General features: G+C 69.9%; 27 protein-coding genes. 12 read left to right on the top strand and 15 right to left on the bottom strand.

Annotated features, from left to right (window positions below; translation table 11 throughout):
- Positions 1-57: 57 nt before the first annotated feature.
- The 7 genes from AB0G84_RS21810 to AB0G84_RS21840 all read right to left on the bottom strand — a co-directional run bounded on the left by AB0G84_RS21810 (position 58) and on the right by AB0G84_RS21840 (position 4340).
- Positions 58-231 (bottom strand): CsbD family protein, encoded by a 174-nt coding sequence (locus AB0G84_RS21810; protein WP_361323073.1) that lies wholly within the window; start codon positions 229-231, stop codon positions 58-60.
- A 145-nt stretch (positions 232-376) separates the two neighbouring features.
- Positions 377-1246: a hypothetical protein gene (locus AB0G84_RS21815; protein ID WP_361323076.1), complete on the bottom strand. Its 870-nt coding sequence runs from the start codon at positions 1244-1246 to the stop codon at positions 377-379.
- 251 nt (positions 1247-1497) lie between these two features.
- Positions 1498-2130, bottom strand: a complete 633-nt coding sequence (locus AB0G84_RS21820; RefSeq protein ID WP_361323078.1) for an AAA family ATPase — start codon at positions 2128-2130, stop codon at positions 1498-1500.
- 165 nt (positions 2131-2295) lie between these two features.
- Positions 2296-2502: a hypothetical protein gene (locus AB0G84_RS21825; protein WP_361323081.1), complete on the bottom strand. Its 207-nt coding sequence runs from the start codon at positions 2500-2502 to the stop codon at positions 2296-2298.
- A 22-nt stretch (positions 2503-2524) separates the two neighbouring features.
- On the bottom strand, positions 2525-2803 hold the full coding sequence (locus tag AB0G84_RS21830; protein ID WP_361323083.1) for a MoaD/ThiS family protein: 279 nt from the start codon (positions 2801-2803) through the stop codon (positions 2525-2527).
- The gene (locus AB0G84_RS21835; protein ID WP_361323085.1) at positions 2794-3546 is read right to left on the bottom strand and encodes an HAD family phosphatase; all 753 of its coding nucleotides are present in this window, start codon (positions 3544-3546) and stop codon (positions 2794-2796) included. The genes AB0G84_RS21830 and AB0G84_RS21835 overlap by 10 nt, the downstream gene beginning before the upstream one ends.
- A gap of 26 nt (positions 3547-3572) precedes the next feature.
- Positions 3573-4340: a HisA/HisF-related TIM barrel protein gene (locus AB0G84_RS21840; RefSeq protein WP_361323088.1), complete on the bottom strand. Its 768-nt coding sequence runs from the start codon at positions 4338-4340 to the stop codon at positions 3573-3575.
- Between the two features lie 733 nt (positions 4341-5073).
- On the opposite strand from AB0G84_RS21840, the gene AB0G84_RS21845 reads away from it, so the two are divergent.
- A complete protein-coding gene (locus AB0G84_RS21845) occupies positions 5074-5223 on the top strand; it encodes a VOC family protein (protein ID WP_361323091.1) in 150 nt (49 codons plus the stop codon).
- On the opposite strand, the gene AB0G84_RS21850 is transcribed toward AB0G84_RS21845, so the two are convergent.
- On the bottom strand, positions 5183-5518 hold the full coding sequence (locus tag AB0G84_RS21850) for a hypothetical protein (protein WP_361323094.1): 336 nt from the start codon (positions 5516-5518) through the stop codon (positions 5183-5185). The two genes, AB0G84_RS21845 and AB0G84_RS21850, sit on opposite strands and share 41 nt — an antisense overlap.
- 134 nt (positions 5519-5652) lie before the next feature.
- Here AB0G84_RS21850 and AB0G84_RS21855 point away from each other — a divergent pair, with 134 nt between their 5' ends.
- Both AB0G84_RS21855 and AB0G84_RS21860 read left to right on the top strand, forming a co-directional pair.
- Positions 5653-6303: a TetR/AcrR family transcriptional regulator gene (locus AB0G84_RS21855; protein ID WP_361323160.1), complete on the top strand. Its 651-nt coding sequence runs from the start codon at positions 5653-5655 to the stop codon at positions 6301-6303.
- A gap of 520 nt (positions 6304-6823) precedes the next feature.
- The gene (locus AB0G84_RS21860) at positions 6824-7456 is read left to right on the top strand and encodes a hypothetical protein (RefSeq protein WP_361323097.1); all 633 of its coding nucleotides are present in this window, start codon (positions 6824-6826) and stop codon (positions 7454-7456) included.
- Positions 7457-7760: 304 nt separating this feature from the next.
- Here AB0G84_RS21860 and AB0G84_RS21865 read toward each other — a convergent pair whose 3' ends face one another.
- Entirely contained in the window at positions 7761-8726 is a 966-nt protein-coding gene (locus tag AB0G84_RS21865; protein ID WP_361323099.1) for an Lrp/AsnC family transcriptional regulator, read from the bottom strand.
- Positions 8727-8846: 120 nt separating this feature from the next.
- Here AB0G84_RS21865 and AB0G84_RS21870 point away from each other — a divergent pair, with 120 nt between their 5' ends.
- Complete coding sequence (locus tag AB0G84_RS21870; RefSeq protein WP_361323102.1) at positions 8847-10385, top strand: MFS transporter; 1539 nt, start codon at positions 8847-8849, stop codon at positions 10383-10385.
- A gap of 222 nt (positions 10386-10607) precedes the next feature.
- Positions 10608-12095: an FAD-dependent oxidoreductase gene (locus tag AB0G84_RS21875; protein WP_361323163.1), complete on the top strand. Its 1488-nt coding sequence runs from the start codon at positions 10608-10610 to the stop codon at positions 12093-12095.
- 19 nt (positions 12096-12114) lie between these two features.
- On the opposite strand, the gene AB0G84_RS21880 is transcribed toward AB0G84_RS21875, so the two are convergent.
- The gene (locus AB0G84_RS21880) at positions 12115-13152 is read right to left on the bottom strand and encodes a D-alanine--D-alanine ligase (protein WP_361323105.1); all 1038 of its coding nucleotides are present in this window, start codon (positions 13150-13152) and stop codon (positions 12115-12117) included.
- A gap of 108 nt (positions 13153-13260) precedes the next feature.
- Positions 13261-13692 carry a GNAT family N-acetyltransferase gene (locus AB0G84_RS21885; RefSeq protein WP_361323108.1) on the bottom strand — a complete coding sequence of 144 codons (432 nt, stop codon included), beginning with the start codon at positions 13690-13692 and terminating at the stop codon, positions 13261-13263.
- Positions 13693-14000: 308 nt separating this feature from the next.
- Here AB0G84_RS21885 and AB0G84_RS21890 point away from each other — a divergent pair, with 308 nt between their 5' ends.
- Positions 14001-14810, top strand: coding sequence for an alpha/beta fold hydrolase (locus AB0G84_RS21890; RefSeq protein WP_361323111.1), 810 nt, complete (start codon positions 14001-14003; stop codon positions 14808-14810).
- Positions 14811-14974: 164 nt separating this feature from the next.
- Here the strand turns inward: AB0G84_RS21890 and AB0G84_RS21895 are convergent, their stop codons facing one another.
- The 3 genes from AB0G84_RS21895 to AB0G84_RS21905 form a co-directional block, all read right to left on the bottom strand.
- Positions 14975-15748, bottom strand: a complete 774-nt coding sequence (locus tag AB0G84_RS21895) for a methyltransferase domain-containing protein (RefSeq protein WP_361323113.1) — start codon at positions 15746-15748, stop codon at positions 14975-14977.
- A gap of 483 nt (positions 15749-16231) precedes the next feature.
- The gene (locus tag AB0G84_RS21900) at positions 16232-17032 is read right to left on the bottom strand and encodes a helix-turn-helix domain-containing protein (RefSeq protein WP_361323114.1); all 801 of its coding nucleotides are present in this window, start codon (positions 17030-17032) and stop codon (positions 16232-16234) included.
- Positions 17033-17506: 474 nt separating this feature from the next.
- Positions 17507-17728 carry an antibiotic biosynthesis monooxygenase gene (locus AB0G84_RS21905; RefSeq protein ID WP_361323116.1) on the bottom strand — a complete coding sequence of 74 codons (222 nt, stop codon included), beginning with the start codon at positions 17726-17728 and terminating at the stop codon, positions 17507-17509.
- A gap of 319 nt (positions 17729-18047) precedes the next feature.
- Between AB0G84_RS21905 and AB0G84_RS21910 the strand changes: the two genes are divergently transcribed.
- The 4 genes from AB0G84_RS21910 to AB0G84_RS21925 all read left to right on the top strand — a co-directional run bounded on the left by AB0G84_RS21910 (position 18048) and on the right by AB0G84_RS21925 (position 22064).
- Positions 18048-18806: a PIG-L family deacetylase gene (locus tag AB0G84_RS21910; protein ID WP_361323118.1), complete on the top strand. Its 759-nt coding sequence runs from the start codon at positions 18048-18050 to the stop codon at positions 18804-18806.
- Positions 18807-19135: 329 nt separating this feature from the next.
- A complete protein-coding gene (locus AB0G84_RS21915; RefSeq protein ID WP_361323121.1) occupies positions 19136-19891 on the top strand; it encodes an isochorismatase family cysteine hydrolase in 756 nt (251 codons plus the stop codon).
- Positions 19892-20226: 335 nt separating this feature from the next.
- On the top strand, positions 20227-21393 hold the full coding sequence (locus tag AB0G84_RS21920) for a hypothetical protein (RefSeq protein ID WP_361323124.1): 1167 nt from the start codon (positions 20227-20229) through the stop codon (positions 21391-21393).
- A gap of 377 nt (positions 21394-21770) precedes the next feature.
- Positions 21771-22064 (top strand): hypothetical protein, encoded by a 294-nt coding sequence (locus tag AB0G84_RS21925; protein WP_361323126.1) that lies wholly within the window; start codon positions 21771-21773, stop codon positions 22062-22064.
- Between the two features lie 90 nt (positions 22065-22154).
- Here AB0G84_RS21925 and AB0G84_RS21930 read toward each other — a convergent pair whose 3' ends face one another.
- Positions 22155-22592 (bottom strand): hypothetical protein, encoded by a 438-nt coding sequence (locus AB0G84_RS21930; protein ID WP_361323129.1) that lies wholly within the window; start codon positions 22590-22592, stop codon positions 22155-22157.
- A 215-nt stretch (positions 22593-22807) separates the two neighbouring features.
- Here AB0G84_RS21930 and AB0G84_RS21935 point away from each other — a divergent pair, with 215 nt between their 5' ends.
- Entirely contained in the window at positions 22808-23206 is a 399-nt protein-coding gene (locus AB0G84_RS21935) for a hypothetical protein (RefSeq protein ID WP_361323132.1), read from the top strand.
- Between the two features lie 549 nt (positions 23207-23755).
- Positions 23756-24362: lipoyl synthase (locus AB0G84_RS21940; protein WP_361323135.1), on the top strand; the 607-nt coding region annotated here is incomplete at its 3' end.

The raw sequence follows: 24362 nt of genomic DNA on the forward strand, positions 1-24362 counted from the left end.
AAAGGCGGGTCCGACGTGTCGACCGGCTCCCGTGACGAGGTCATCTGCGCCACGCCGTCATCTACGGACGGCTTCCTCGGCCTTCTCCTCGGCCCGGCGCAGATCGCCCTCGGCACGTTCCGAGCGGCCCTCGCGGGCTATCCGGTCGTGGTCCACGACCCGTCCCGCGGTCTCCTGCACAGCGCCTATGGCCTGCTGAGTCCGCGCGGTCGTTTTGCCGTTGGCGGTCATGGTCGCACTCCTCCTTGCGTTGGTGTGAGTCCTTGACACAAGATCGCCTGCCCCTGTCCACCGCCCCCAAACGCCGCCACCGACCCCGCTGCCGCGTACCACCCATTCGGCCGTACCCGCCGAGGGGCGCCGCCGGCGCCGTTGCTCACGCCGCGTCGCCCGTCGTACGGGTGGGGCTACCGGGGCGTTCGAAGTACTGCAGTACGCCGCCGACCACGAAGCATGCGGCACCGGTGAGGGTTCCCCAGTTGGTGATGCCGACGTTGACCAGGGTTCCGGTGCGTGGGTTGGTGAAATCGGCGATGGCGGCGACCATGAACAGTGCCGAGCCGAGCTGGTTGACGGCGGCGATCCACCACCCGAGGTCCTGCGGGCGGACGCGGAGGGGGCCGTGGCTGACCTCGGCGAGCGCGAGGTGCCCGGAGGTGAGGAAGAGCAGGCAGCCGATGACGTCGGGAGCCCAGATCAGCCGGTTGGCCTGTTGGACGGTCAGGCCTTGCAGAAACGAGTCGAGCAGGTTGATGCCGAACTCCAGGGTGCCCACGAACAGTACGAACGTGGTCAGCCAGTCGAGGTGCAGGGGCTCGTAGCTCCACCACCGCCACCGCGGGGTCTCCAGCGTGCCGGCGTCAGCGCCCCGGCGGGGCGCGTTCACGGTCTGCAGCAGCGAAGCGTACGCGCCGGCGTTGAAGAACAGGCCGCCGACGAAGTAGACCGTGGCGGCCTGAAGGGGATCGGCGGCGGTGAACTGGGAGAGCGCGGCACCCAGGACGAAGAGCGTGGCGCCGGTCGTGAACGCCGTGGCGACCACGGTGTTGAGCAGGCGCAGCCGCCGCAGGGCCTCCTCGTCCGCGTACTGGACGGCCGCGGTGGCACCCGTGCGACGGATCGTCAGGGTGCCCCGCTTGCGTGCGCGGCGCGACTCCCAGACGGAGGTGGCGCCGGTGGCGAGGTGGCGGGTGAGTCGGGTGGTGAAGGGTCCGGCGCCCTCGGCGCGCTCCTGGGTGTGGGCCACGTGCCGAGCCTATGGCCCGTGAGCTGGCGGCCACGGTCTGCCGGGCCCGGGCCGAAGCCTTCTTCACCGTGGCGAGCGACACCCGGCCACGCCCCGCGGACGGCGGTACGTTCCGCGCCGCGGGCGGGCGCGCCTCCTCGTTCGACGGGCGGGGCGCCTCGCGGTGGTCCCGTACGGCCGGGCGCCCGGAGCCGACGCTCCCGCATGCGGCACGGCCCGGGACCCGGCCCAGTCCGGTCCGGCCTGGCCCGTCAGTCGAACCGGATGTGTTTGACGCCCGTCCAGGCCCGGCGCAGGCGCCCGCGGAGCGCGCTGTCGGTGTTGGGGGCCAGGGTCAGGCCGGCCGAGGCCGCGATGGTGTCGGCGACCTGCGGGATGGTGAGCCGATCGGTCCAGAGGTGCTCGGCGAACTCCTGGTCGCGCAGACGCTCCAGGCAGAGATCGAGCTTGGAGACCGCGAAGCTCTCCCGACGCACGGGGGCGTCCTTCCCGGCGATGAACCGCACGGCGTGGCCGAGGCCTCGCTCGCGCAACCGCCGCAGCACCGTTGCGCGATCGGCCAGCAGGGCGAAGTGCCGCACCTCGTGGCCGCGTTCCCGAAGCCGACCGATGATCTCCTGGAAGTAGGCCGGTTCCACCACCGTCATCGGTGCGAGCACCACACCGTCGTGCTCGGTGAGGACCAGGTCCAGCACTTCCTGGACGCCCTGCCGCCAGGCCGGAAGGTCCTGGAAGTCCGCGCGCAGGGAGGGCGGCATCATCCGGTGCAGGCCGAATCCGACATGTTCTGGGTCGCACACGACGCTCCCGGGAAGCCGTCGCTGGATCTCGTGGGCACTCTGCGTCTTGCCGCCGCCGAAGGGGCCGTTGATCCACAAGAGCATGCGCAGACCCTATGCGAAGAGGAGCGCATCCGCACCGAAAACCCCGTCTCCAGGACGTTCAGAGGTTCACGGGTTCAGAGCTTCAGAGGTTCAGAGGTTCCCGGTGTTCAGCCATGGTCCGGAGGAGGCCGACGGTAGGAGTGGCTGACGGCGACTGACTGTGCGTCAAATTGGCTGACGAGCATGGGCGATCAGTTCGTCCCGCGCGGTGCCCGGGGCACGGAGGAACGGCGCGAGGGCGTACAGGCAGTAGGCGTACGCGGCGAGGCTGGTGTAGCCCAGGGCGGTGACGCGGTCGCGCCGGAGAGCCGGCCGGCGGGCCGGCCCGGCGGGCGGAGGAGGCGACCGTCCCGCGAGGAACGGCAGGTTCACGTCGTCGCGGGACGGTCATCGGTCAACAGCCGCCGGCGACTGCCGGGATGATGCTGAGGCTCGACCCGTCAGGGGTGGCGGTCCGGAGATTGTCGGCGCCTCGTATGTCGTCGTTCTCCACGTAGACGTTGATGAACCGGCGCAGCTTTCCGTCCGCGTCCAGGATGCGTGAGCAGATGCCCGGGAAGCGGTCTTCGAGCACGGTGAGCGCTTCGCCGACGGTGCCGGAGACCAGCGAGACCTCGCTCGCGCCGTCGGTGTAGGAACGGAGGACGGTGGGAATGCGGACGGTCACCGCCATGGTGAACCCCCTTCTGTCGCGTCTGCGGTGGTGGGCGCCACCGAGCGGTGGCGCGAGGTGGAGCGCAGGCGGAACTCCTCGGTGTCCGCCACGGTGAGCACCGCCCCGTCCGAGGCCGCGCGCAACGACACCGCGTGGAAGCCCGGTACGGCATGGCGCGCTCCGCTGGTGCGCAGGGCATCGGGGTCGGCGGGGCCGACCCCGATGCAGGTGGCGCCGGCGGTGGTGGCGGCGCGTACGCCGCTGGAGGTGTCCTCGAAGACCAGGCACCGGTCCGGCGGGAGGTCCAGGCGCTGCGCGGCGAGCAGGTAGCAGTCCGGCGCCGGCTTGCCGCGGGGGGCTTCACCCCACGTCACGGTGGCGTCGAAGAGGCCCGTCAGCCCGAGGGCGTGCAGCGCCCGGGAGGCGCGGGTCAGGGAGGCGCCGGTGACCAGGGCCAGCGGCACCCCCTCGGCGGCCAGCGCCCGCACCAGTTCGGCGCCGTACGGAACCGGCTCGCACACCAGGTCCGGTTCGGCCGCCCGTACCCGTGCCAGCACCCCGTCCCGCTCCGGTGGCGCGAGCGGGGCGAAGAGCGTCTCCACGGTGTGCTCGGGCACACAGCCGTACACATGGTTCGCGAGGTCCTCGTCGCTGAGGGCCAGCCCGGACTCCGAAGCCAACCGGTGCCACAGGTCGGCGATGGCCCGGTCGGTGTCTACGAGCACACCGTCCATGTCGAACAACACGGCTGAGAACTGCACGGGTGGTACCTCCGTTGTGCTGGTGCTCACTTGTCGAGCGGTTGGACCAGGTCCTGGTCGGCTGCGAGCCGGCCGGCCTCCACGGCAAGCCGCATGGAGGCCGCGAGCTTGGCGGGCTCGGGAGCCTGTGCCACCGCGGTGTTGACCAGCACCGCGTCGGCACCGAGCTCCATCGCCCGGACCACCTGGGCGGGAGTGCCCAGGCCGCCTTCCAGGATCACCGGAATGGATACGGCTGCCATGGTCTCGCGCACGGCACGCTCGTCCACCACTCCCTTGGCGCTGGCCACCGGCGAACACATGATCCGTACGGCGGAACAGCCGGCCGCCTCCAGTGCGACGGCGGTGGCGGGGTCGGGCAGGATGAACGGCAGGACGTCGAAGCCCTCCGCTATCAGCTCGGCCGCCGCGGTGACCGTCTGGGCGTTGTGCGGCAGGTTGTCCGAGGGGCGGACGTCGAGCTTCATGATGTCGATGCCGTAAGACTCGCGCAGCCGGCGGGCGGTGAGCAGCGCGTCCTTCTGGGAACGGGCGAACGACGTGGTCCCGATCCATACGTACTCGTCGAGTCCCACCGCCTCGTCCAGGTCCGACATCAGCAGGCTGGGCTTGGTCTGCTCCAGGTCGAACGTGGTGATGAAAACGTCGCACGCGCCGGCTCGCAGGACCTCGCTGACGAGTGCGGGGTCGGTGTACTGCTCGATTCCAAGGATGAGCCGGGACCGGAATTCACGGCCGCGGAGGGAGAGCCAGGGCTCGGCGGTCACGGCGGTGTTGACGGCAGACGTGGTCATAACAGGTGTCCTCCGGATTCGTGGAAAGAGCGGTGGTCGTGGTGCGGGGTGTTGCGTGACGTACCTGGAATTCGTTCGGTGAATGCATGGATTCATCGGTCCCGCGCGCTGGAAATGCGAGGCGATGTCCGGGGCGTGCGGCCGACTGCTGGATCTTGGTCCCGATGGTCACAACTGTCAACAACGGGGGAGTGGTTGAAAGGCGCGATCACTTGTGCTGCGGGCAGGTTCGTGCCGCGCTCCCACAAGGGTGAATGCCCTGTTGACGCCCTCGGCGGAGTGCGGCGTCCCCCCTCTTCGTGCCGTTCTCCCGGTTGTTTCGCCATATGCCGTTGGCCTGGGAGGGACAGGGCGGATTTCCTTTTCGGAGGCGGTCGTTCCGGGGGTTCCCGTTCGCGTGGCTCCGCGTGCTACGCAATTGGCTGGAACGTTCGGCCGTTGGCTTGAACCCTCGGCCTTGTGTTGGCGTACCGATCGCTCGACGCACGAGTGCGGCCCGGGTCGGCCGAAATGAGTCACGCACCTGCCGCTCATCTCGGTCGAACCCGATACTGGTGCCATGCCTATGGAATGAGCCAACTTATTTCGCCACAGCCACCACACTCTGCGACCCCACCAGGCCCTCGACGGACGCACACCGCACGCGGCTTGCTTCGCCGTCGGGCACGGCGATTCGTATGTGCCGGATGGCGGACCCGCTGCTTGACTGGGAGCTTGACTGGGAGGTCTCGATATGACCAGTAAGTTCACCGAGCTTGCGATCGACTGTGCCGATCCCCACGGCCTCGCCCGGTTCTGGTGCTCGGTCCTTGACTACGAGGTGCAGGACGAAGGCGACGGAATCAGTTGCGGTGGCCGATGTCGGCCTTCTGCTCGTCGGTGAAGGGCGAGTTCTCCAGGTAGGAGCGAGCTTCGCCGTTGCTGGTGTCGACGTAGGGAAAGCCGTCGGGGCGGAAACCGTAGGTGAAGGGGTAGTCGGTGGAGTACAGCATCCGGTCGGTGCCCATCACCTCGGCGGTCCAGCGCAGGTAGCGGGGGCTGTTGGTGCCGCTGCCGGCGACCCAGAAGTTCCGCTCGAAGTAGTCGGCGAGCGGCTGCTGCAGACCGCCTGCCTCGCCGAAGAAGCCGGTGTGGTCGAGGAAGAACATCACGACCTCGCCCCAGTGTCCGGCGATCACCTGCAGGTCGGGGACCGGTCGAAGACACCCGAGAAGATCATGCGCAGGTACTGGATGCCGAGGTCGTAGTATCAGCCGATTCCGGCTCCGGCCAGCACGGGACCCATGGGGGCTCGCAGACCCGCCGCCGGGTCATCGACGTCGCGATCGACCTGCTGGAGCGCGGGGACCGCGACGCGGTCACCACCCGCGCGGTCGCCGGCGCCGCTGGCCTGCAGCCACCGGCCCTGTACCGGCTGTTCGGTGATAAGGAGGGGCTGCTGGACGCCGTGGCCGAGTACGGCTTCACTCGGTTCCTGGCCGCCAAGCAGCAGATCGACCCCGCCCCGCAGGACCCGATCAAGGAACTGCGCGTCGGCTGGGACATCGCGGTCGAGTTCGGGCTGGCCAACCCCGCGCTGTACACACTGATGTACGGCGAACCCACCCGGTCCACCACCGTCTTCCGGATCGGCCTCGAACTCCTCATGGACCGCATCCGTCGCCTCGCCGCCGCGGGCCTCTTGCGCGTGGAAGAGGGCCTCGCGGCCCAGATCATCCACGCCACCGCCCGTGGCGCCGTCCTGACTTGGCTGTCACTGCCCGAGCCCCAGCGTGACCCCGCACTCCTCGTCGCGCTGCGCGAATCGATGATCACCGCCGTCACCACCCAGGAACCGGCCGTACAGGAACAGGGACCGGCTGGCGCTGCCCGAGCCCTGCGCGCCGCACTGCCCGGCCAGAGCACCCTCAGCCACGCCGAACAGCAACTGCTCGCGGAATGGCTGGGGCGACTGTCCGCATAGCCGCTCGGTGAAGGGAGAGGGGGCGCGGCGGCGCGGGCGTCGATGCTCGGCGTTCAGGCGGTGGAAGTACGTGGAGCAGGTCCGCGGGATTGGCTGGATGCTGCTCATCGAGGGGGTGAATTTCGGCCCACTGCCCCATGCGCCACAACCACCCCAGATCCCTCCCGGGCACCGGGAGTCCGTAAGGCGACCGGCCCCATGAGCGACGACCGTGCGGCCCCCTGCATGGGCGCGTTCGCCCCACACCTAAACGTGATCCTGGGTACTGATGACAGCAACTCCCCGCGCTCGCACGATGACAACGCCCGCACCACGACACGCCCCAGAGCGCACTCCAGGCCGGCATCCCGTCCTGGACAAGGGGCTCTCCGTGGCTCCCGGGCACCGTCGACCGGATGTCGCGCGGAGCGGTACCGCCGTAGCATCCGGATCCGGCCCCCACCACCGAAGGGCCGGCCGCCGAGCGCCACCCACAGCGCCGCAATCCGGCGCCCGGCCCGCATTCACACGAGGAGAAGGCATGGCAGGCGCCGAGACAGTCTCGCCGGAAGGGCTGGAGGTCCGTGTGGCTCACCGCCAGAACCCCTACGCATACCTCCTCACCGGCGCCCAACTCGACGATTTGCTACTTGAGTTGGGATTGCGACGTGCCGCCAGCATCTGGCACAACCATGCCGAAGCCGCATGCGCTCCCCGCGGTGCCTACCCCCGGCCCATGATGGGGTTCGTCCTCATGGACGCCACCGCCGGACCTTGGGTGCCCAACGACAGCGCGGTGCTGGCCGTGATCACCATCGGCGACCGCGGCCACGAGTTCCTGCCCAACGCCGCAGCGAAGGCCGGCGGTCACCGCCGGCTGGGGCACAACAACGGCGAGGCGGTCCACCTCGACCCGCACCGTCTGGGCACCGGCAGCTTCCGCTACGGTCACTCCGCCGAGGTCCGCGGCCAGATCGTGGGTGCGAGCGCACAGACCACGGACCAGGACCTCTACGAAGCGGGCCGGCTGGCAGCCGACTTCGTCGATGCGATCGGCGACCGGCACCGCGCCTGGGAGCGACGGCACGGCCCCGGCGACTGGCTCTCGAACGATGACACCCCCGCCCCTGAGTACCGCGCCATGACGGACTGGTACACCGCGGCGCCTTCCTGATGGCACACCACTTCACGTGGTGGAGGTAACGGTCGCCGGGCCCCGGAACGCACCATGGGGCCGGGCGACCGGCCGGACGTCGGCAGGTCAGGGCAGGAGCCGGCGGGTCTCGGCCCAGAGGAAGAGCTGATCTCGTGATGAGCCGGGCCGCAGGTGGGGGATGAGGCTTTCCGAATGGGCCGTCAGATTCTTGTGCCGCCGCAGCTCGCGGATCTGATCGACGGGCAACCCACGCCAGCCGAGCTGCCCCTACATGTGCCTTGGGACATGCAGCCCCGGACAACTCCCCACGGGCACCGTTGACTCAAGGGATGGCCAGGGCCGGTGCGAGGCGTTTGACCTCGCGGAGCGTGGGGGTGGTTTCGATGCTCTGGATCCCCGGAAGCGGACCGATGTGCTGGTCGATGTAGTCGTACAGGTCCAAGGGTGCGCGGAAGACGCCGCTGGCAACGAGGTTGGCGGTGCCGGTGACGGCCGCGGCGAAGGCGACGGCGGGGTGGGTGGCCAGGGTCTCTCCGACCATGCGCAGATGCGCGGGGGCGACCCGCAGCCAGAGCTGGGTGGTCATGTGGTAGCCGAGGAGCTGGGGGTCGAAGTCGACGGCGAAGGCGAGGGCGCCTTCGCCGCGGAGGCGCTCCAGGTGGCGCTGGACGCTGGAGGGCGAGCGGCCGGTGGCCTTGCTCAGCTCGGGCAGGGTGGCGCGGCCGTCGCGGGCCAGCTCGGTGAACAGGACGCGGTCGGTTCCGTCCAGGGCCAGTGGGGCAACCCTCGCGCCGGAATCCACCGCGGTGGCCGGGACGGGGGCCGGGCGGAACCGGGTGGCGTGCCAGGTGCTGGCGGCTCCTGCGAAGATCCGCATCATGCAGTGGGCGCTGACGGAGAGCACCTGCGGAGTGCGGGGGAGCTTCTCCAGCAGCAGGGCGTTGCGTTCGTCGGCGGTGCGGGTGTTGACGGCGCAGTGGAGCTCGGTGCCGCCGGAGGCAAGGGTGACCCAACTGGTGTCCGGGCGGCGGGCCAGCGCGTCGGCGATCGTACCGGCGGCGTCCGGGGTGCACTGCAGACGCAGCAGCCAACGCACCAGCCCCAGGCGCGCCGTGACGGGCTGGCCGACGATGCGCAGCCCCAGGCCGCGCAGCCGCTGATAGCGACGCGCGATGGTGCGCTCGGATACCTCCAGATCGCGGGAGAGCCGGCTGAACGGTGCCCGGCCGTCGAGTTGGAGCGCCTCCAGCAGGCCCTCGTCGAGCTCGTCCACTGCGACGGAATCCACCGTAGTTCCCCACTTCCTCGCCGGAATGTCCCATCGCTCACTGTATGGCTTGGGGCGCCGTCGGCGGGACCCGGAGGCTGGGCGCGTTCTGCCCGTCCTTGCCTTCCCGGGAGTTCCGTCATGCGTATCTGGGGGCCGCTGGCCGCCATCTGTCTGGGCACGTTCATGCTGCTCATCGACATCACCATCGTGCTGGTCGCACTGCCGTCCCTGTCGGAGTCGCTGGGCGCGTCGCTGTCGCAACTGCAGTGGGTGGCCGACGGCTACGCGCTCGCCGTGGCCACCGCGCTGCTGGCAGCGGGGATGCTCGCGGACCTGCACGGTCGCCGCCGGATCTACGTGGCGGGGTTGCTCGTCTTCGCGCTGGCCTCCGTGGCGTGCGCGCTCGCCCCCGGTATGGGGTGGCTGATCGTCGCCCGCCTGGTGCAAGGTGTGGGCGCAGCGGCGATGTTCACCACCACCCTCTCCCTGATCAGCACCCTGTACTCCGGGCGCCGCCTGGGGCTCGCCTTCGGGGTCTGGGCAGCCGTGGCCGCCAGCGCCTCCGCACTCGGCCCGATCCTGGGCGGGCTGCTCACCCAGGCGCTCGACTGGCGGTGGATCTTCTACGTCAACATCCCCCTCACCGCCCTGGCGCTGACGATGACCTTCCGCTACATCCCCCGCTGCACCCCCCAGCGCGACCCCGCACGGCGACTGGACGTCCCCGGCACAGCGGTGTTCGCACTCGGGGCAGGCGCCCTGGTCTACGCCCTGACCGCGTCCCACACCCACGGGTGGACCGCGGCCGAAACGCTGGTCCCGCTGGCCGTGGCCCTCGTAGCGCTGGTGGTCTTCGTGGCCGTACAGCGGCGCACCATGCACCCGCTCTTGGACCTGTCCCTGTTCCGCCGTCCGGCCTTCACCGCCGCGATGATCACCATCGCGGTCGGCGAGGGCACGGTGTACGGGATCCTGCCCTACACCTCCCTGTGGCTGCAGTCCGTTCAGCGGCTCTCCCCGGTCGGCGCCGGTCTGGTCGTCCTGCCGCACGCCGTGGCCGCGGGCCTGGTCGCCGTCATCGGTGGGCGCTGGATGCCCAAGCCCGCTCCCCGGCTCGGTGCCACACTCGGTCTGTTCCTGGCCGGCCTCGGCGTCGGCACCGAAGGCTTCCTCACCCCCGCCTCCGGCTGGCCCGCCCTGGTCGGTGGCCTCACCCTGAGCGGCATCGGCATGGGCCTCGTCTTCCAGGCCGCCGCGTCCCTCGCCCTCGGCTCGGTCCCGGTCGAGCGCGCCGGCATGGCTTCCGGCACCTACAGCACCTTCGAACAACTCGGCTACGCCCTCGGCGTCTCCGTCTTCGGCGCCCTGGCCGTAGGCATCATGAGCCGCTCGCTCGACGGTACGACCACCGATCCGCACCGGACGGCGCAGACCCTCTCCGGCGGCGGAGCCGACACCCTCCTCGCCACCGCCCCGGCCGGACAGCGCCAGGCCCTCGACCACACCGTGCACGCGGTGTTCGCCACCGCGCACAACATCCTCGCCCTGACCGCCGGCGCCCTCGCCATGGCCGGCGCCGCCCTCACCCTCTGGCTCGTCCGGCCCCCGAAGCAGCCGTCGGGCAAGGCATCGGGCACCACCCGCCGGCCCGCCGAACAGGCCGCCCCCGTCAGTTAGAGAGCCGCTGCTTCGCCGTTCGAGATGCCCACCCCCATGCGTACGCCGGGTTGGACACGAGGTACCGGCCCGGGTGCACCGCGGTGCACCCGGGCCGGTACCGGGCACGGAGCTGGTTCGTGGTGCGCCGGCCGGTACCGAGCGCGGAGGCGGTTCATCGTGCGCCGGCCGGTACCGGGCACGGAGCTGGTTCGTCGTGCGCTGGGCCGCTCCTGGTCACTCATGGTGGCTCCGGGCGCAAGGTCGGTATCCCGGTCGGGCGGGTCACCCTTCCGGATGCCCGTACCGCCCGGCCGGACCACCCACCGGGCGCTGCGAGCCCCGGCGAGCAAGGCTGCACGGTGGAGGTGGACCATGGAGCGGGTGGCAGCGGACGTCTGCGTCGTGGGAGCCGGATTCGCCGGGCTCGCGGCCGCACGGCTGTTGGCGGAGGCCGGGCGTGAGGTCGTGGTGCTCGAGGCCAGGGACCGGGTGGGCGGACTGGTCTGGAACCGCGAACTGCCCGACGGCACGGTGGTCTCCGCGGGCGGCACCTGGCTGGGAAAGGGCCAGGACCGGATGTTCCAGCTCTGCCGCGAACTGGGACTGACGGTGTATCCGCAATACGACGAGGGCGATCACCTCGTGCGCCTCGACGGCCTCAACCACCGCTACCGGGGCGGCATCCCCAAGGTCGGCCCGGCGGCGCTTGCCACCCTCGGGCTGGCATTCCTGCGCCTGGACCTGATGGCGCGGCGGCTTCCGCCGGACGCCCCCTGGCAGGCACGGCGCGCACGCGCATGGGATGCCCGCACGCTCGGGCAGTGGCTCTCCCATCCGTTCAACGTGCCCTCGGCCACCGCCCACACCCTCCTCACGTCGACGATGAACCTGCTGTTCTGCGCCGATCCGGCGGAGGTCTCGCTGTTGGGCGCGCTGGTGCTGGCGCGCGGCGGCGGGGGTTTCGGCTACTACACCGACACACGGAAAACGGAATCCCACCTCGTGGACGGCGGAGCCCCCGAACTGGCTCGGCGGATGGCCGAACGCCTGGGTGCGGCGGTGCACCTGTCCAACCCGGTCCGACGGATCGACCAGAACACGACCGATGTGCAGGTCACCGCCGACGCGCTCGCCGTACGGGCACGACGCGTCATCGTGGCCACCCCGCCTGCCCTCGCCGGCCGGATCTCCTTCGACCCACCGCTCCCCGCCGCACACAGCCACCTGCGGCAAAGAGTGGTGCCCGGCGCCATCATCCGGGTGCACACGCAGTACCCCAAGCCCTTCTGGAGGAGCCGGCAGCTGTCGGGGCAGACGCTCGCACCCCGGTCGCCCGTCCCGATCAGCATCGACCAGACCCCGCGTTCGGGGGAGCCGGGCGTGCTCAGCAGCTACGCGTTCGGGGCCGGGGCCGTACGGCTGGGTCGCCTGGATCCCGCGGAGCGCCGGGACGTCTGGCTGGGCGCGCTGGCCGAGCGCTTCGGCCCGGAGGCCGGCCGTCCCACCGCCTACCTGGAGACCGACTGGTCCGATGAACCGTGGTCGCTGGGAGGGATGGTCGCGCATTTCCCGCCGGGGGCACTGACCAACTACGGCAGCGCGCTGCGGGAGCCCGTGGGACGCATCCACTGGGCGGGTACGGAGTCGGCGACGTCGATGCACGGGCTGATGGAGGGCGCCGTGCGCTCCGGCGAACGGGCGGCCCGCGAAGTCCTGGACGTGAGGTGACCGCAGCTCGATCGTTGGCTCAGCGCGTCGCGAGGTTCATGATGCGCTGCATCAGGTCGGGGTAGGTCCAGCCGGCCCCGGTCGCGGCGAGGGGCAGCAGACTGGTCGCCGTCAGACCTGGGAGCGCGTTCACTTCGAGGCACATCGGATCTCCGCCGGCGTCGCAACGGAAGTCGGCGCGTGAGTAGGAGCCGCTGCCGAACCCCAGAGCCCGGTGCGCGCGCAGGGCCAGCTCCTGCAGCCGGGAGGCGAAGTCGTCCGGGACCCGCGCCGGACACACTTCGCTGACCGCCCCGGGCTGGTACTTGGCCGCGTAGTCGAACACCGGCGTGGTCAGCTCGATCTCGATGACGGGCAACGCCTGGTCGCCGACCACGGCCACGGTGAACTCCCGCCCCGGAAGGAACGGTTCCACCATCAGCTCGGTATCACCGGCGCCCACCTCGGCGGCAATCCGCGCCAGCTGCGAGAGCGAGTCGACCCGGTGGACCGACACACTCGAACCGTCCGCGACCGGCTTGGCCACCACCGGCCCAGCCGCCACCAGCCGTACTACGTCCTGCGGCACCTCACGCGCCCCTGGCCGCCACACCACCCGCTCGGCCACCGGCAGACCGGCCGCGCCCAGCAGCGCCTGCGCCCGTCCCTTGTGCCACGCCGCCGCGCATTCCGCGCTGCCCGCTCCGGTGAACCGTACGTCGGCCATCTCCAGCAACGCCTGCACATGCCCGTCCTCGCCCCAACCACCGTGAAGCGCCAGGAACACCAGCTCCGCGCCGCGCAGCAGCTCCAGGACCGGGCCGCCGGTGAGGGCGGTGTGCATACGCCTCCGCAGCTGCTGCCGGTCGGTGAGGGACGGCGGCTCCTTCCCGACCCCAGCGGCGTCGACCGCATCACCGCGGCGCAGCGGCCCGGCGAGGACCGGTAGCGCGGCGGCCGGGTCGACCAGCACCACCTCGTGCCCCTGCTCCAGCAAGGCCCGGGCAACCGATCGGCCCGAGGCCAGGGAGACGTCCCGTTCCGGGCTCTCTCCACCGCACAAGATCACAACACGCATAGGGGGATGTCGCCTCTCTTCAGCCTGTCCGGTAGCTACGCCGGGCCTGCCGGCGGGTCGGCTCAGCCGCATCGCGTCGCGGTCGGTGAGCCTGGGTGGGATACCGGTTCAGGACGCCGGGTTCAAAATCATCAGGTGTTCAGGATGAGGCACGGGCGCGAAGCCGGCCTTCGCGTAGACCTCGTGCGCGTCGAGAGTGGAGAGCAGGACGCGCTTGAGCTCGTAGGGGGCGAGGTGGTCGCGCACCGCGCCCGCCAGCCAGGTGCCGAGACCCATGCCGCGGTGTGCAGGGGCAACGTAGACATCGCATAGCCAGGCGAAGGTGGCCTGGTCAGTGACCACGCGGGCGTAGGCGACCTGAGAGCCGGTGGGGTCATGGACGGCGAAGTTGAGGGAGCCGCGGATGGACCGCTCGACGGTTTCCCGGCTGCGGCCCAGCGCCCAGTACGCATCGGTCGACAGCCAACGGTGCACCAGGGCGACGTCGAGGCGGTCCGGGTCCGTGGAGAGCGCATAACCGTCCTCCCTGCTCGTGATCATAATGAGCAGCGTAGCGATGGAGGTTGGATTTTCCAAGTGCCGACTTGGTGGATCCAAGTAACGTGGGCCGGGGTCGGGGTCAGGGTCGGGACTGGGGTGGGGTCGGGGCCGGGACTGGGGTGGGCCGGTGCGTCGCGGCAGCAGCCGGCCTGACGAGGTGTCGGCAGCCCGCCTTGCGGTCGATCGCGCACACTGCCTCGAGAAGCGCAGGGCCTACCCCGTCGTACGAGGCGACCGGATCCACGGCGAGTTGCAGGAGCCCGCGTCGAACGTGGCCGGCTCGTCGAACGTTCTGAAACAATCGCAGCGTGATATCGAACACCGACGGGCCGGCTGCCGTGGCTCCGCGCGAAGTCTGCATACCTGTCCCGGCCGGCGGTTGGCTGTGGGCCGAGCGCAGCGGTCATGGCAGCCCAGTGGTGCTGCTGCACGGCGCTGGCATGGACTCTCGTCTGTGGGACGCCATCGTTCCTGAGCTGGCTCGTCACCACGACGTGATCCGCTACGACGCCCGGGGGCTGGGACGCTCCACGCCACCGGGCGAGCCGTTCAGTGACATCGACGATCTGCGCGCTGTTCTTGACCACTTCGGTCTGCGTCAGGCTGCCCTGGTCGGGTTGAGCATGGGCGGGGAGACCTCGCTGGACTTCGCCCTCGCCCACCCGGAGCGCGTCACTGCACTGGCCTTGATCGGCGCCTCGGTCAGCAGTCACGTCTGGCCGCGAAGTCCCGAGTTGTCGGCCTATGCCACGGCGCGCCGGGAGCAGGACACGGTAGCCCTGGCCGAGCTGGAACTGTCGATCTGGGCAGCGATGGGCCGCACGGCTCCCGGAGGAGAGCTGATCGAGGCGATGGTGACCCAGAACGCCAAGCGACGCATCGTGAGCGAAATGCACTCCAGCGCGGTCCCCAATGCCCAAGCGCACCTCGGGGACATCGCCGCGCCGACGCTGGTAGTCCACGGCGACGGCGACCACCCGGAGATCGGCGTGATCGCCGAACGGCTCGTCACCGGCATCCCCGACGCCCGCGGCGAGATGATTGCGAACGCCGACCACTACCTGCCGCTCCGCACACCCGAACCCCTCACCAGGCTACTGCTGGCACACCTGCCCTGACACGCGCACTGAATCGGCCCCGATCCCATCGTCCGCCGGCCGCGCCGGAGCCGCTCCCGGGCGCGGCCGACGCCGGCCGCCCGCTCGCGACCGCCCTGGCCTGCCTGTCTGTCTGTCTTGACTGTGACGCAATGGGAAGCCAGGGGAGGCGGCCCCCCCCGCGTTCAGGCCGTCGTAGCCTTCGTCTCCGCAGGTCGACGGCCCCATGCGGAAAGGGTGATCTGGGGGATGTCGATGAAGGCCGGGTCCTTCAGAAGGGCGGCGAACTCCGCCAGGTCGGCTTCCGTGATCAGACCGTCGGCGAGCAGCGCGGGGGCCGCCTGGGTGATGAGGGGGAGCCAGCGGTCCTTGTCGAGCCCGCCCATACAGCCGGGGTTTCCGGCAAAGGCCACCTCGGTCAGTGCGTTGCGCGCGAGGAGGGCCGGCAGACCGCGGACCCAGGTCAGATCGGCGCCGTGCTGCTCGTACATGCGCTGATAGGCGTCGAGGATGCGCTGGATCACAGGGAAGGGGGAGGTGCTGGCCGGCAGGTGGTAGGGCTCTTCGACGATGAGCCAGCCGCCAGGGGAGAGCCAGCGGGTGACCCGCGCGACCATCTCGTCGCGTTCCGGGAGGTGGCAGAACAGGTAGCGGGCGTGGATGAGGTCGAAGCTACCGGGCGTGTAGTCCTCGCGCGTGATGTCGGCTTCCTGAATCTCCAGATTCGCGGCCCGGCTCGGATCGAGGTGGCGGGTGTCCAGGTCGACGCCGACCACCCGCCCGTCCGGGCAGCGCCCTGCGAGCCAGTAGGCGATGGAACCGGCCCCGGCGCCCAATTCCAGGCAGTTCCAGGAGGGTTCGATCGGAAGACCTTCGAGGAGGCCGATGGTGAACGCGTCGACGTTGCGTTGGATGGACTGCAAGCGGTCACCCTCGCTACGGGCGTCATTGCTCAACATGCCGCTGTTGTAAGGGGTGGTAGGAGGCTGAGGCTGCTGTGTCATGGGTGCGCCAATCTCGTACGAGGAGCCGGGGTGGCGGTGATCGCGTCGGTCCGTCCGGCGTAGCGGGTGCGGATGCTTCTGGCCGGAGAACGAACGAGTGTACGGCGGCAGGTGGGTGGTGTGCGGGGCTTGGCGGACGGAGCGCAGAGAATCGGAAGCCGGAAGCCGGATGTCGCGAACCGGAAGCCGGAAGTCGGCAATCGCGAGTCGGAAGTCGGAAGTCGGCGAGAGGAACTCGGAGCACCGTGCGGATGATTGAGGCGCCGGCCCGTCGGGGGACCGCACGTGCCGGTGAGTGACGCCCTGCAGAGGCACTACGGCCACGGGGGAGAGGCATCTGCAAACGGCTGCGCCGCGAGAACTTCGGGCGCCGCTTCCCCGGCCGCTCGGTCTCGCCCGGGGGAGAGTTGACGCCACAGTGCTCAGCGCCCGGGGGCGTCAACCGGCCGTGACGGGCCTGAGCAGACGCTCGGCCTCGGCGGTGCGCTGGTACCGGACGCTCGCGCCGTCCCGGATGCGGGTGAGCAGGCCCGCCCGGTGGAGCCGGGTGAGGTGGTACGAGACCGTGGACGGGCTCAGCCGGTGGTCGGAGGCGAGCGCCGTGGTGGTGCGCGGGCGGCCCAGGTTGCGCAGCAACAACAGCCGGGTGTGGCCCAGGACGTGGCCGAGAAGCTCCGCGCCGCCCCGCTGCGGACCTCCGTGCCCCCGTCCGGCCCCGCTGCCCCCACCGGCGCAACCACCGCTACTGCTGTCGCCGCTGCCCGGTTTGATCGCCGGATAGATGAGGACCAGGCCGCCCTCCCGATGCAGGTCGATGCTGAGGAAGCACCGGTCCGCGAGGGTGGAAGGGACGAGTGTGACCTCTTGGTCGCAGTCAGCGTTCAGATGCGCTTCGTCGGCAATGCGCATGGTGCGGTCGCGGTAGGTGACCGTCGGGTGCAGGAGGGAAAGGGCGCCGGCCAGACCGTGCCGGGCGAGGATGCCCGTACGGCAGGAGATGTCGGCCTCCATGCGTTCCTCGATGGCGGGCCAGTGGGGAGCCAGGCACAGGCGGTGGAACCGTTCGACCTCGTCCGTGATCCGCCGGGCGACGGGGGTGCCGGACGACGCCGCATCCCGGATCGCGAGTACGGCCTTGGTGCACGGCGCGGTCCTGGTCGGCCGCGCCACGCCCTGGAGTAGGGACCGTAACTCCGATTCCACGTCCAGGTCCGCGGGCCGGTCCCTTTCCGGGGACATGGGCAGACGGGTATTCGTGGCCCCGTCCGCTCTCGTCATCGGAGGGATCGGGGGAAACGGGGGAATCGGGGGAGACGGAGGAAGAGTAGGGGCGTCGGAGGGGTGAGAGAGGCGGGAAGGGCGGGGGCTCGCCGACCGTCCACTGCAGGTGCTGAACAGGCTGGAAAGCAGTGGGAGTTGTTGCCAGATCTGAGCGCTGCGGACCGCCCGCCCCCACGGTGGTTCCTGGTGTGCCCCGTGCCATGGCTTCGGCGTGTGCCACCTGTAGTGGGAGGCAATGGCGGTTTCCAATATCGGCGACACCGCGAACCGTGTGTTCTCCAATGAGCGTGCTCCCAGGCGCAACTGGATCAATTCCATCTCCCTCTTGCGTGTGCGTACCTTCCGGATGCGGGGTGACACCGCGCTCTCCCTACCTGGCAAGCAGGGTGAAGAACTCCCGGGGCCGGTGTTTGCGCTCGTCGATGTCGGTGCTCACTCCCGAGTCGCGGACGGGGCGAACGCCGCCTGCAGGGCCTCCTGGGTTTCGAACTGACCGGTAGTCACGACCGCCTCGCCGTCGCCGGTGGCCCAGTTTTCCCCCGGCAGGCAACCCGGCCGGGCGCGTACGAACGCACAGGCTTGCCGCACGCGCTCGACGAACTCCTCGAGATACGCAGGTCGCGGGTAGGGGAAAGCCACGAAGCAGACAGGCATGCCACCGCCCCCTCTCGCATATACGGTAGCGTATATATTGAGCCTAGCCCCTCATGTGCGGTGGTGTATAGACGGCGGGGGCTTGTGAGGAGTCACCTCGTAGCAACGGTCCGCACACCACGTGGCAGGTGGATTGAAGAGGGCCTGCGGGCGCTGGCCGCCGGTGGGGCGGACGCGGACTGGATGAGCCTGGCCAGAGACCCGATGACCCCGGTCATGTGCGGGCAACCGGTTGTCGCCACTCCGGCAGGCGGGGCAGCGGCACGTTGCCCCGGGAGCGTAGGCTCGGGCCCCCTGTGCGCTGGAAGGTGGCCTGCCCATGCCCGTCCCAAGCCTGCTCGCGGTCTTCGCTCACCCGGATGACGAGTCGTTGTCGGCGGGCGGCGTGCTCGCTCGTCACGCGGCTGCGGGCGCGCGTACCGCAGTTGTCACGGCGACCTGGGCCACCGGTACCCATCGCGTCGCGGAATTGGCCGAGGCGCTGCGGATCCTGGGCGCCGGCAAGCCTCGGATGCTCGGCTACGCCGACGCCCGCGTACCGGACTCGGCCCCGGGTAGCGCGCGGTTCTGCGATGCACCGCTCGACGAGGCGGTGCAGCGACTGGTGGTGCATATCCGGGAATTTCGCCCGGAGATCATGGTCACCCATGACGCCTACGGCGGGCTGCCCGGCCATCCGGACCACGTGCACACACACCGGGTGACCCTGCTCGCTGCCCAAGCGGCCGGGCTTGAACAGCTCTACCCGGACGCCGGTGCCCCCTGGCAGCCGCACGCGCTCTATCTGGCCACGCACCCGCACTCGACTGTCCCGGCGCTGAGAGACGTGATCGGTGCACGCGAGACGGTCTACAGCGTTCCCGACGAACAGATCACCGCCACGGTCGACGTCGGCCCCTGGATGGAGCAGAAGATCGCCGCCGTGCTGGCCCATCGCAGTGAGGTGGAACGGGGAGCGCTACCCGGACTGATCGCCGGCCTGCCGCCGGACGCTCGCCACCGGCTGTTCTCCACCGAGTGGTACCTCCGCCACACACTTGCTTCGGCGGCGGCATCCCAGACGGAACTGACCACCTGAAGACGCTGCGAACGAACTCCTCCTCAGCGTCGACCAGTTCACGGTGACCAATCGGCCCGACCACGCCCCATCACCCGAGAGCATGTGACGAGAGAAGGCGAAGACCTCGTCCAGCCTCTTCTGATGCTCGTTCTGATTCTGATTCTGATTCTGATTCTGATTCTGATTTTGGTTCTGGTTCTGGTTCTGCGTCTGCCTGGCGATCGCAATCCGAGCCCGGCCCGCACTGCGCACCGGTCGAACGCTGCCACCATGACGCCATCGAGGTGAAGCGCCACTCCGGCAACAACCGCCGCCTGCATCCGCACCACGACTGACAGGAGCCCGTTGTGCACGACACGGAAGGGAACATCCATACAGAAGGGAACATCCACACCGAGGGGAACATACACACCGAGGGGAACATCGGGAACATCCACAACGACGGGAGGATCCACGCCTGGCGCATCGATGACCGGGAGTACCGGCGCCAGGAAGAACGACGCGGCCGCCGGTTCGCCTATACGAGCCTCGAGCTCGCCCGCACGGCGCTGGTGGTCGTCGACATGGTGCCGTTCTTCGTCGACGCCAATCCCTATGCCCGCGGCATCGTCCCAAACATCCAACGCCTCGCCGACCGCCTTCGGGGTGCCGGCGGAACGGTCGCCTGGGTCCTGCCCGCGCGTACCGAACGCACCCCGGTCGGCGACGAGTTCCACGGCCCGGAAGCGGCCGAGATGTTCCGCAACGCCGGAGGCGCCGGCCCGCTGCCGGGCCGGCTCTGGCACGGCTTCACCCTCGGCACCGACGACCTGTTGGTGGAGAAGTCCGCGCCCAGCGCCTTCTTTCCCGGCCGATGCGCACTGCCCGATCTGCTCCAGGGGCGCAGGATCAGCACGGTCCTGATCACCGGCACGGTCACCAACGTGTGCTGCGAGTCCTCGGCACGCGATGCCTGCACCCTCGGCTACCGGGTCATCATGGTCGCCGATGCGAACGCCACTGGCCGAGACGAAGACCACAACGCCACTCTGCGTACCGTCTACCGGTCCTTCGGCGACGTCCGGCCTACGACGGACGTCCTTACGCTCATTCGGACTGCGTGACTGCGTGACTGCGTGACTGCGTGACTGCGCGAGTGCTCGACGGCGTGACTGCCCGACTGCGCGAGTGCCTGACTGTGTGACTGCCTGAGGGTTCGTGTGACGAGGTCCGGTGCACCCTCCCACCGCGCAGCATCGTGCTTTCCGCAGCTCACGGGCCGTGCCGCAGGCAGATCGCCGACCACCGCGGTTGTTCTCGACGCCAAGTTGGCACTGACGTCTCCCTCGCCTGGGCAAGTCGGCGTGCACCCGTGACCCGGATGTGACCAACACCCCGTAATCTCCACCCGACCAGGAGATTCACGGCATGCATCACCAAACAGGGCGGGGGACGACGCGTGACATACCGTCGCGGGGCGATACCGGCGTTAGCCGGAGGGGTACTGCTCACGGCGCTGCTGTGGTGGGCAGGGGCGAGCGCATACGCACTGCATCTTCCGGGCGCCACCGGCGTGCTCGGCAGTCCGGCCACCGCCGAGCTCGAACGCTGGCTCCTGCCCTGGTCGTACGACCCGCCGGCCACGGTCCAGCTGGGCACCGAAGGGGCCGGCGGGCTCGGGGACGCAGCCGGAGCCAACAGCGTCCGCTACCTCGCGCTCTACACCACCGCGCTGCAGATTCGGTTCGGCGCGGTCTTCGCCTTCTTCGTGCCCGGGGCGCTTCTCCTCGTCCGTAGGCTGCCGCCGGTACGCGGCCGGATCTCGGCGACGCTGCTCGCCGTATGGGCCTGGGGCCTGGTGGCCGGGACTCTGGCGGTGACCGTATCGGCGCCGTGGCTGATCGCCTCGGGCGGACGCGGCAGTTTCCGTTTCCTGCCCCGCCTGTCGGGTGTGATCTCCTCCGGGCGGCCGGTCTTGGTGGTGACCGCGCTGGTCGCCGCGGTGGTGACCGTGCTCATTGCGCGGGTCACCGCCAAGGGGGCAGGTCCCTTGCCGCAGCAGGCCGTCCCCGCGCGCGCCGCCCGCCTGGCCGCCACCGCCGGGACCGCGGTGATCGCTTTTTCCCTGGTGGTCCTGTCGTACCTGCCGGTCGCCGCCACCTTGCAGAGGATGTCCCCCGACGCCGGGCTGCTGGCCGAACCGGGTGACCTCCTGCGCCAGTGGCTGCTGCTCGGTGCCTGGTCGGGCCCGGTGGGCACGCCGCTCGGCGCCTGGCTCCTGAGTCGCGCTGCCGACGTGCTGCTGCTCGCCGTGGTGTGGTGGGCACTCCGGCGGCTGCCGGGACTGCTCACCCGGGCCACCGTCCCGGCGATGGCGGCCGGCGCGGTGTGCGCGACCGTCCTCGGGCTGCTGGCGCGCCAACTGCTGCGGATGGTGACGATGACCGGAGAGAGCCAGGGCTGGGGAGTGCTGCATCTGTTTGCCGAGATCGGCGACGGCGTCCCGGCCGCCCTGACCTGGGGTCTGGTGGCGGGAGTCGCGGCTGCCGTGACGCTACGGGTGGCCAGGGGGAGAGCGGAGACCGCCGACGCCGCGACATCCGTCCAGGGCCCTGACCAGTCGTAGCACTACAGGGGGCTGGGAGTACGAGCGCGAGCGGCAGGAAGAGGATCCGGACCTGGCATGATCAACAGCAGCCGGTGTGATGTCGGACGGGAGCCTCCAGTGGACGTGACCGGGGCAGAGCATGCTGCACGGGTGTCCGCCTATGTCGCTGTGGGAGCACGGCTGTCCCTGGGGATTTTGGAGCAGCTTGGAGCGCCTGGAGCGACCGGGAGCGACTGGAGGGTCTTGAAGCGACCGGGAGTGGCTGCAGGGCCTGGAGCGCCCGGAGTGGCTGCAGGGCCTCGCCGCCCGCCCGCCCGCGCGCCCGCGCCGCGCCCACATCGGCCGGCTCACCCACAGACAAGGCACCCGCTCCGGCCCTAACCTCACTCACCAGGATGAACAACGACGAAGACCTGGCTCACCTCGAATGGTGGGCCAATCCCTCAACCTGCCTCGCCCGTATCCCGATCAGGATCGAGGTCATAGCTGGTGACGCCTGGAATGCAGCCGTGTCGCCGGAGCTTGACGACCAGACCCGAGACGGCCTCGAATTTCTCATCGACCTCAGCCCCGTCTTCACCCTCCGCTTCGACAACGACTCCGTCGTTGAAGTCGCGGCAGGTCACTCAGGAGACCTCAACCACCTGCACTTGCAAGCCACTCCAGACATGGACGCACAAGGGCCCTGATCGCCTCGCTCAACGACCGCCCGGACGCGGGCCGGTCCCTGCCCCATTCGGCGGTCTCTCAGCACCTGCTCCCGACTTCGCCTGAGGGCGTTACGGAATGATCAGCCGCACCCTCGTCTCGATGAGCCGCGGTTCACGGTCTTCCGCTATGCAGGCCAGCGCTTCCCGTACCGCGAGGGCGCCCAGGCGGACAAAGGTCATCTCGCAGGTGTCGACCCAGTGCCAGGACATGGCGCGCACGATGACCCGCGCGCTCACCGGGGCAGTTCGGCGGGCGTCGAGGGCCGTGGTGTCTGCGGCGGCCAGCTCACGCAGAACGCCTTGGGCGAGGCACTCTTCGTACTCCGGGGACGGTTCGGGTGCAGCTGTGCAGGCGAACTCGACGGAAGAGGCGATCGACGCCGGTGCCGGCTCGAAGTCCATCTCTACCCGTCCGTAGGTCGGCACGCACGCCCCGACCGTCTGCCGGGAGTGCACCCTCACCCCACGTATGGGGCGGGGGAGCGCGACGGTGGCTGTGGGAGTCATACCGGCACCGTACGAGCGGCGGCGGCGCCCTGCCACTGGCTTCCGGGGCCTCCCGTGCGGCGGGGGCGATGCGCAGGGCCCTCAGCGCACACAAGGGTTCTGCTTCTCCTGCCTGCCTGCCTGCCGGCCTGTCGGCACGGGCGGACATAATGCGGGCTGTGGACCTGAGACCGGAGCTGCTGCCCCCGCCTGTGAGCCGGCGAAGACTGGATGAGGTGAGCCGCGAGATCGATCGGATCGCTGGCCTGGTGGCGGACCAATCCCCGGCCGCTGACGAGGCGATCCGGGCCTTCAACGGGGTGACCGGCCACGCCTACGTGGCCCTCGATTTCGCCGGGTACTACGGAAGCAGGACCGTGGCGGAGTTCGCCAGGGAGGCGGCCCGGCCCGCTTGCCCCCGGATTGCGGACATCACACGGGACGAACTCATCGAGATCGTCAGCAGATTGCTGGTGAGCTTCCCGGAGAGCAACCACTACCTGCGGCTCCTCGAAGCGAACGTGCCGCATCCCCGGGTGAGTGACCTGGTCTTTCACCCCTCGAGTGACTTCCAGGACGCTTCGGCCGAGGAGATCGTCGAGGAAGCCTTGAGGTATCGGCCGATCGCGCTCTGAGCGGCGATGGTGAGGCAGCCGACCGCGCTCGCCGCTCGCCGTTGGCAGTTCGCGTCCGGAACGGTCCCGGGGTGTGGCAAGCCCGTAGGAAGCGGCGCCGGTTTTGATGATGCCGTCACCGAAGCTGCCGCCGAAGGCGAGGCGATCGAGGCCGGTTGAACGCATTGGCATCGGTTTCACGCCAGACACCACAACCGACCCGACGGCACCCACAGCCACACAAAAACCATGGACGCGCCTGGAACAAGGCCGCCCCTCATCACCACACCCCCGCCGGCATACGAACCGGTCCCCACGGCCGCCACAACAGCCGTGCTGCACGCAAAGATGCACGCAAAGATGCACGCAGAGATCCGCCGCAAACCTGCCCTCCCGCCCCTCACGACCACCACGCCCGGACAGCCCCACGGACCTCGGGCCACCCCACCTCAGCCGGGCCGAATCTCACCGGTTGCGGCAGACCCGTGGGCGTAACCTGAGCCGCCGGGCGATGCTCCTTACACGCCTCGCCACGCCTTACCCACGTTTGCGCAAAGAGAGGTACCGGACGTGCCTGCTGTCGCACCCGACGGACGCAAGATGCTGCGCTTGGAGGTCCGGAACAGCCAGACCCCCATCGAGCGCAAGCCCGAGTGGATCAAGACCCGGGCGAAAATGGGTCCCGAGTACAACCACCTCCAGGGCCTGGTCAAGAGCGAGGGCCTGCACACGGTCTGCCAGGAGGCGGGCTGTCCCAACATCTTCGAGTGCTGGGAGGACCGCGAGGCGAGCTTCCTCGTCGGTGGTGACCAGTGCACCCGCCGCTGCGACTTCTGCCTCATCGACACCGGCAAGCCGCAGGAGCTGGACCGCGACGAGCCCCGCCGGGTCGCCGAGTCCGTCGTCACCATGGATCTGAACTACGCCACGATTACCGGCGTCGCCCGTGACGACCTGGAGGACGGCGGTGCCTGGCTCTACGCCGAGACCGTCCGGCAGATCCACGCCATGACGGCGACACGCGAGGGCGGACGCACCCAGGTGGAGCTACTGGCCCCCGACTTCAACGGAGATCCGCGAGCGCTGGCCGAGGTCTTCTCCTCCCGGCCGCAGGTGCTCGCCCACAACGTCGAGACCGTCCCGCGGATCTTCAAGCGGATCCGCCCCGGCTTCCGCT

Origin of the sequence: Streptomyces sp. NPDC020742 (assembly GCF_040641675.1) — a bacterium.
GTDB lineage: Bacteria > Actinomycetota > Actinomycetes > Streptomycetales > Streptomycetaceae > Streptomyces.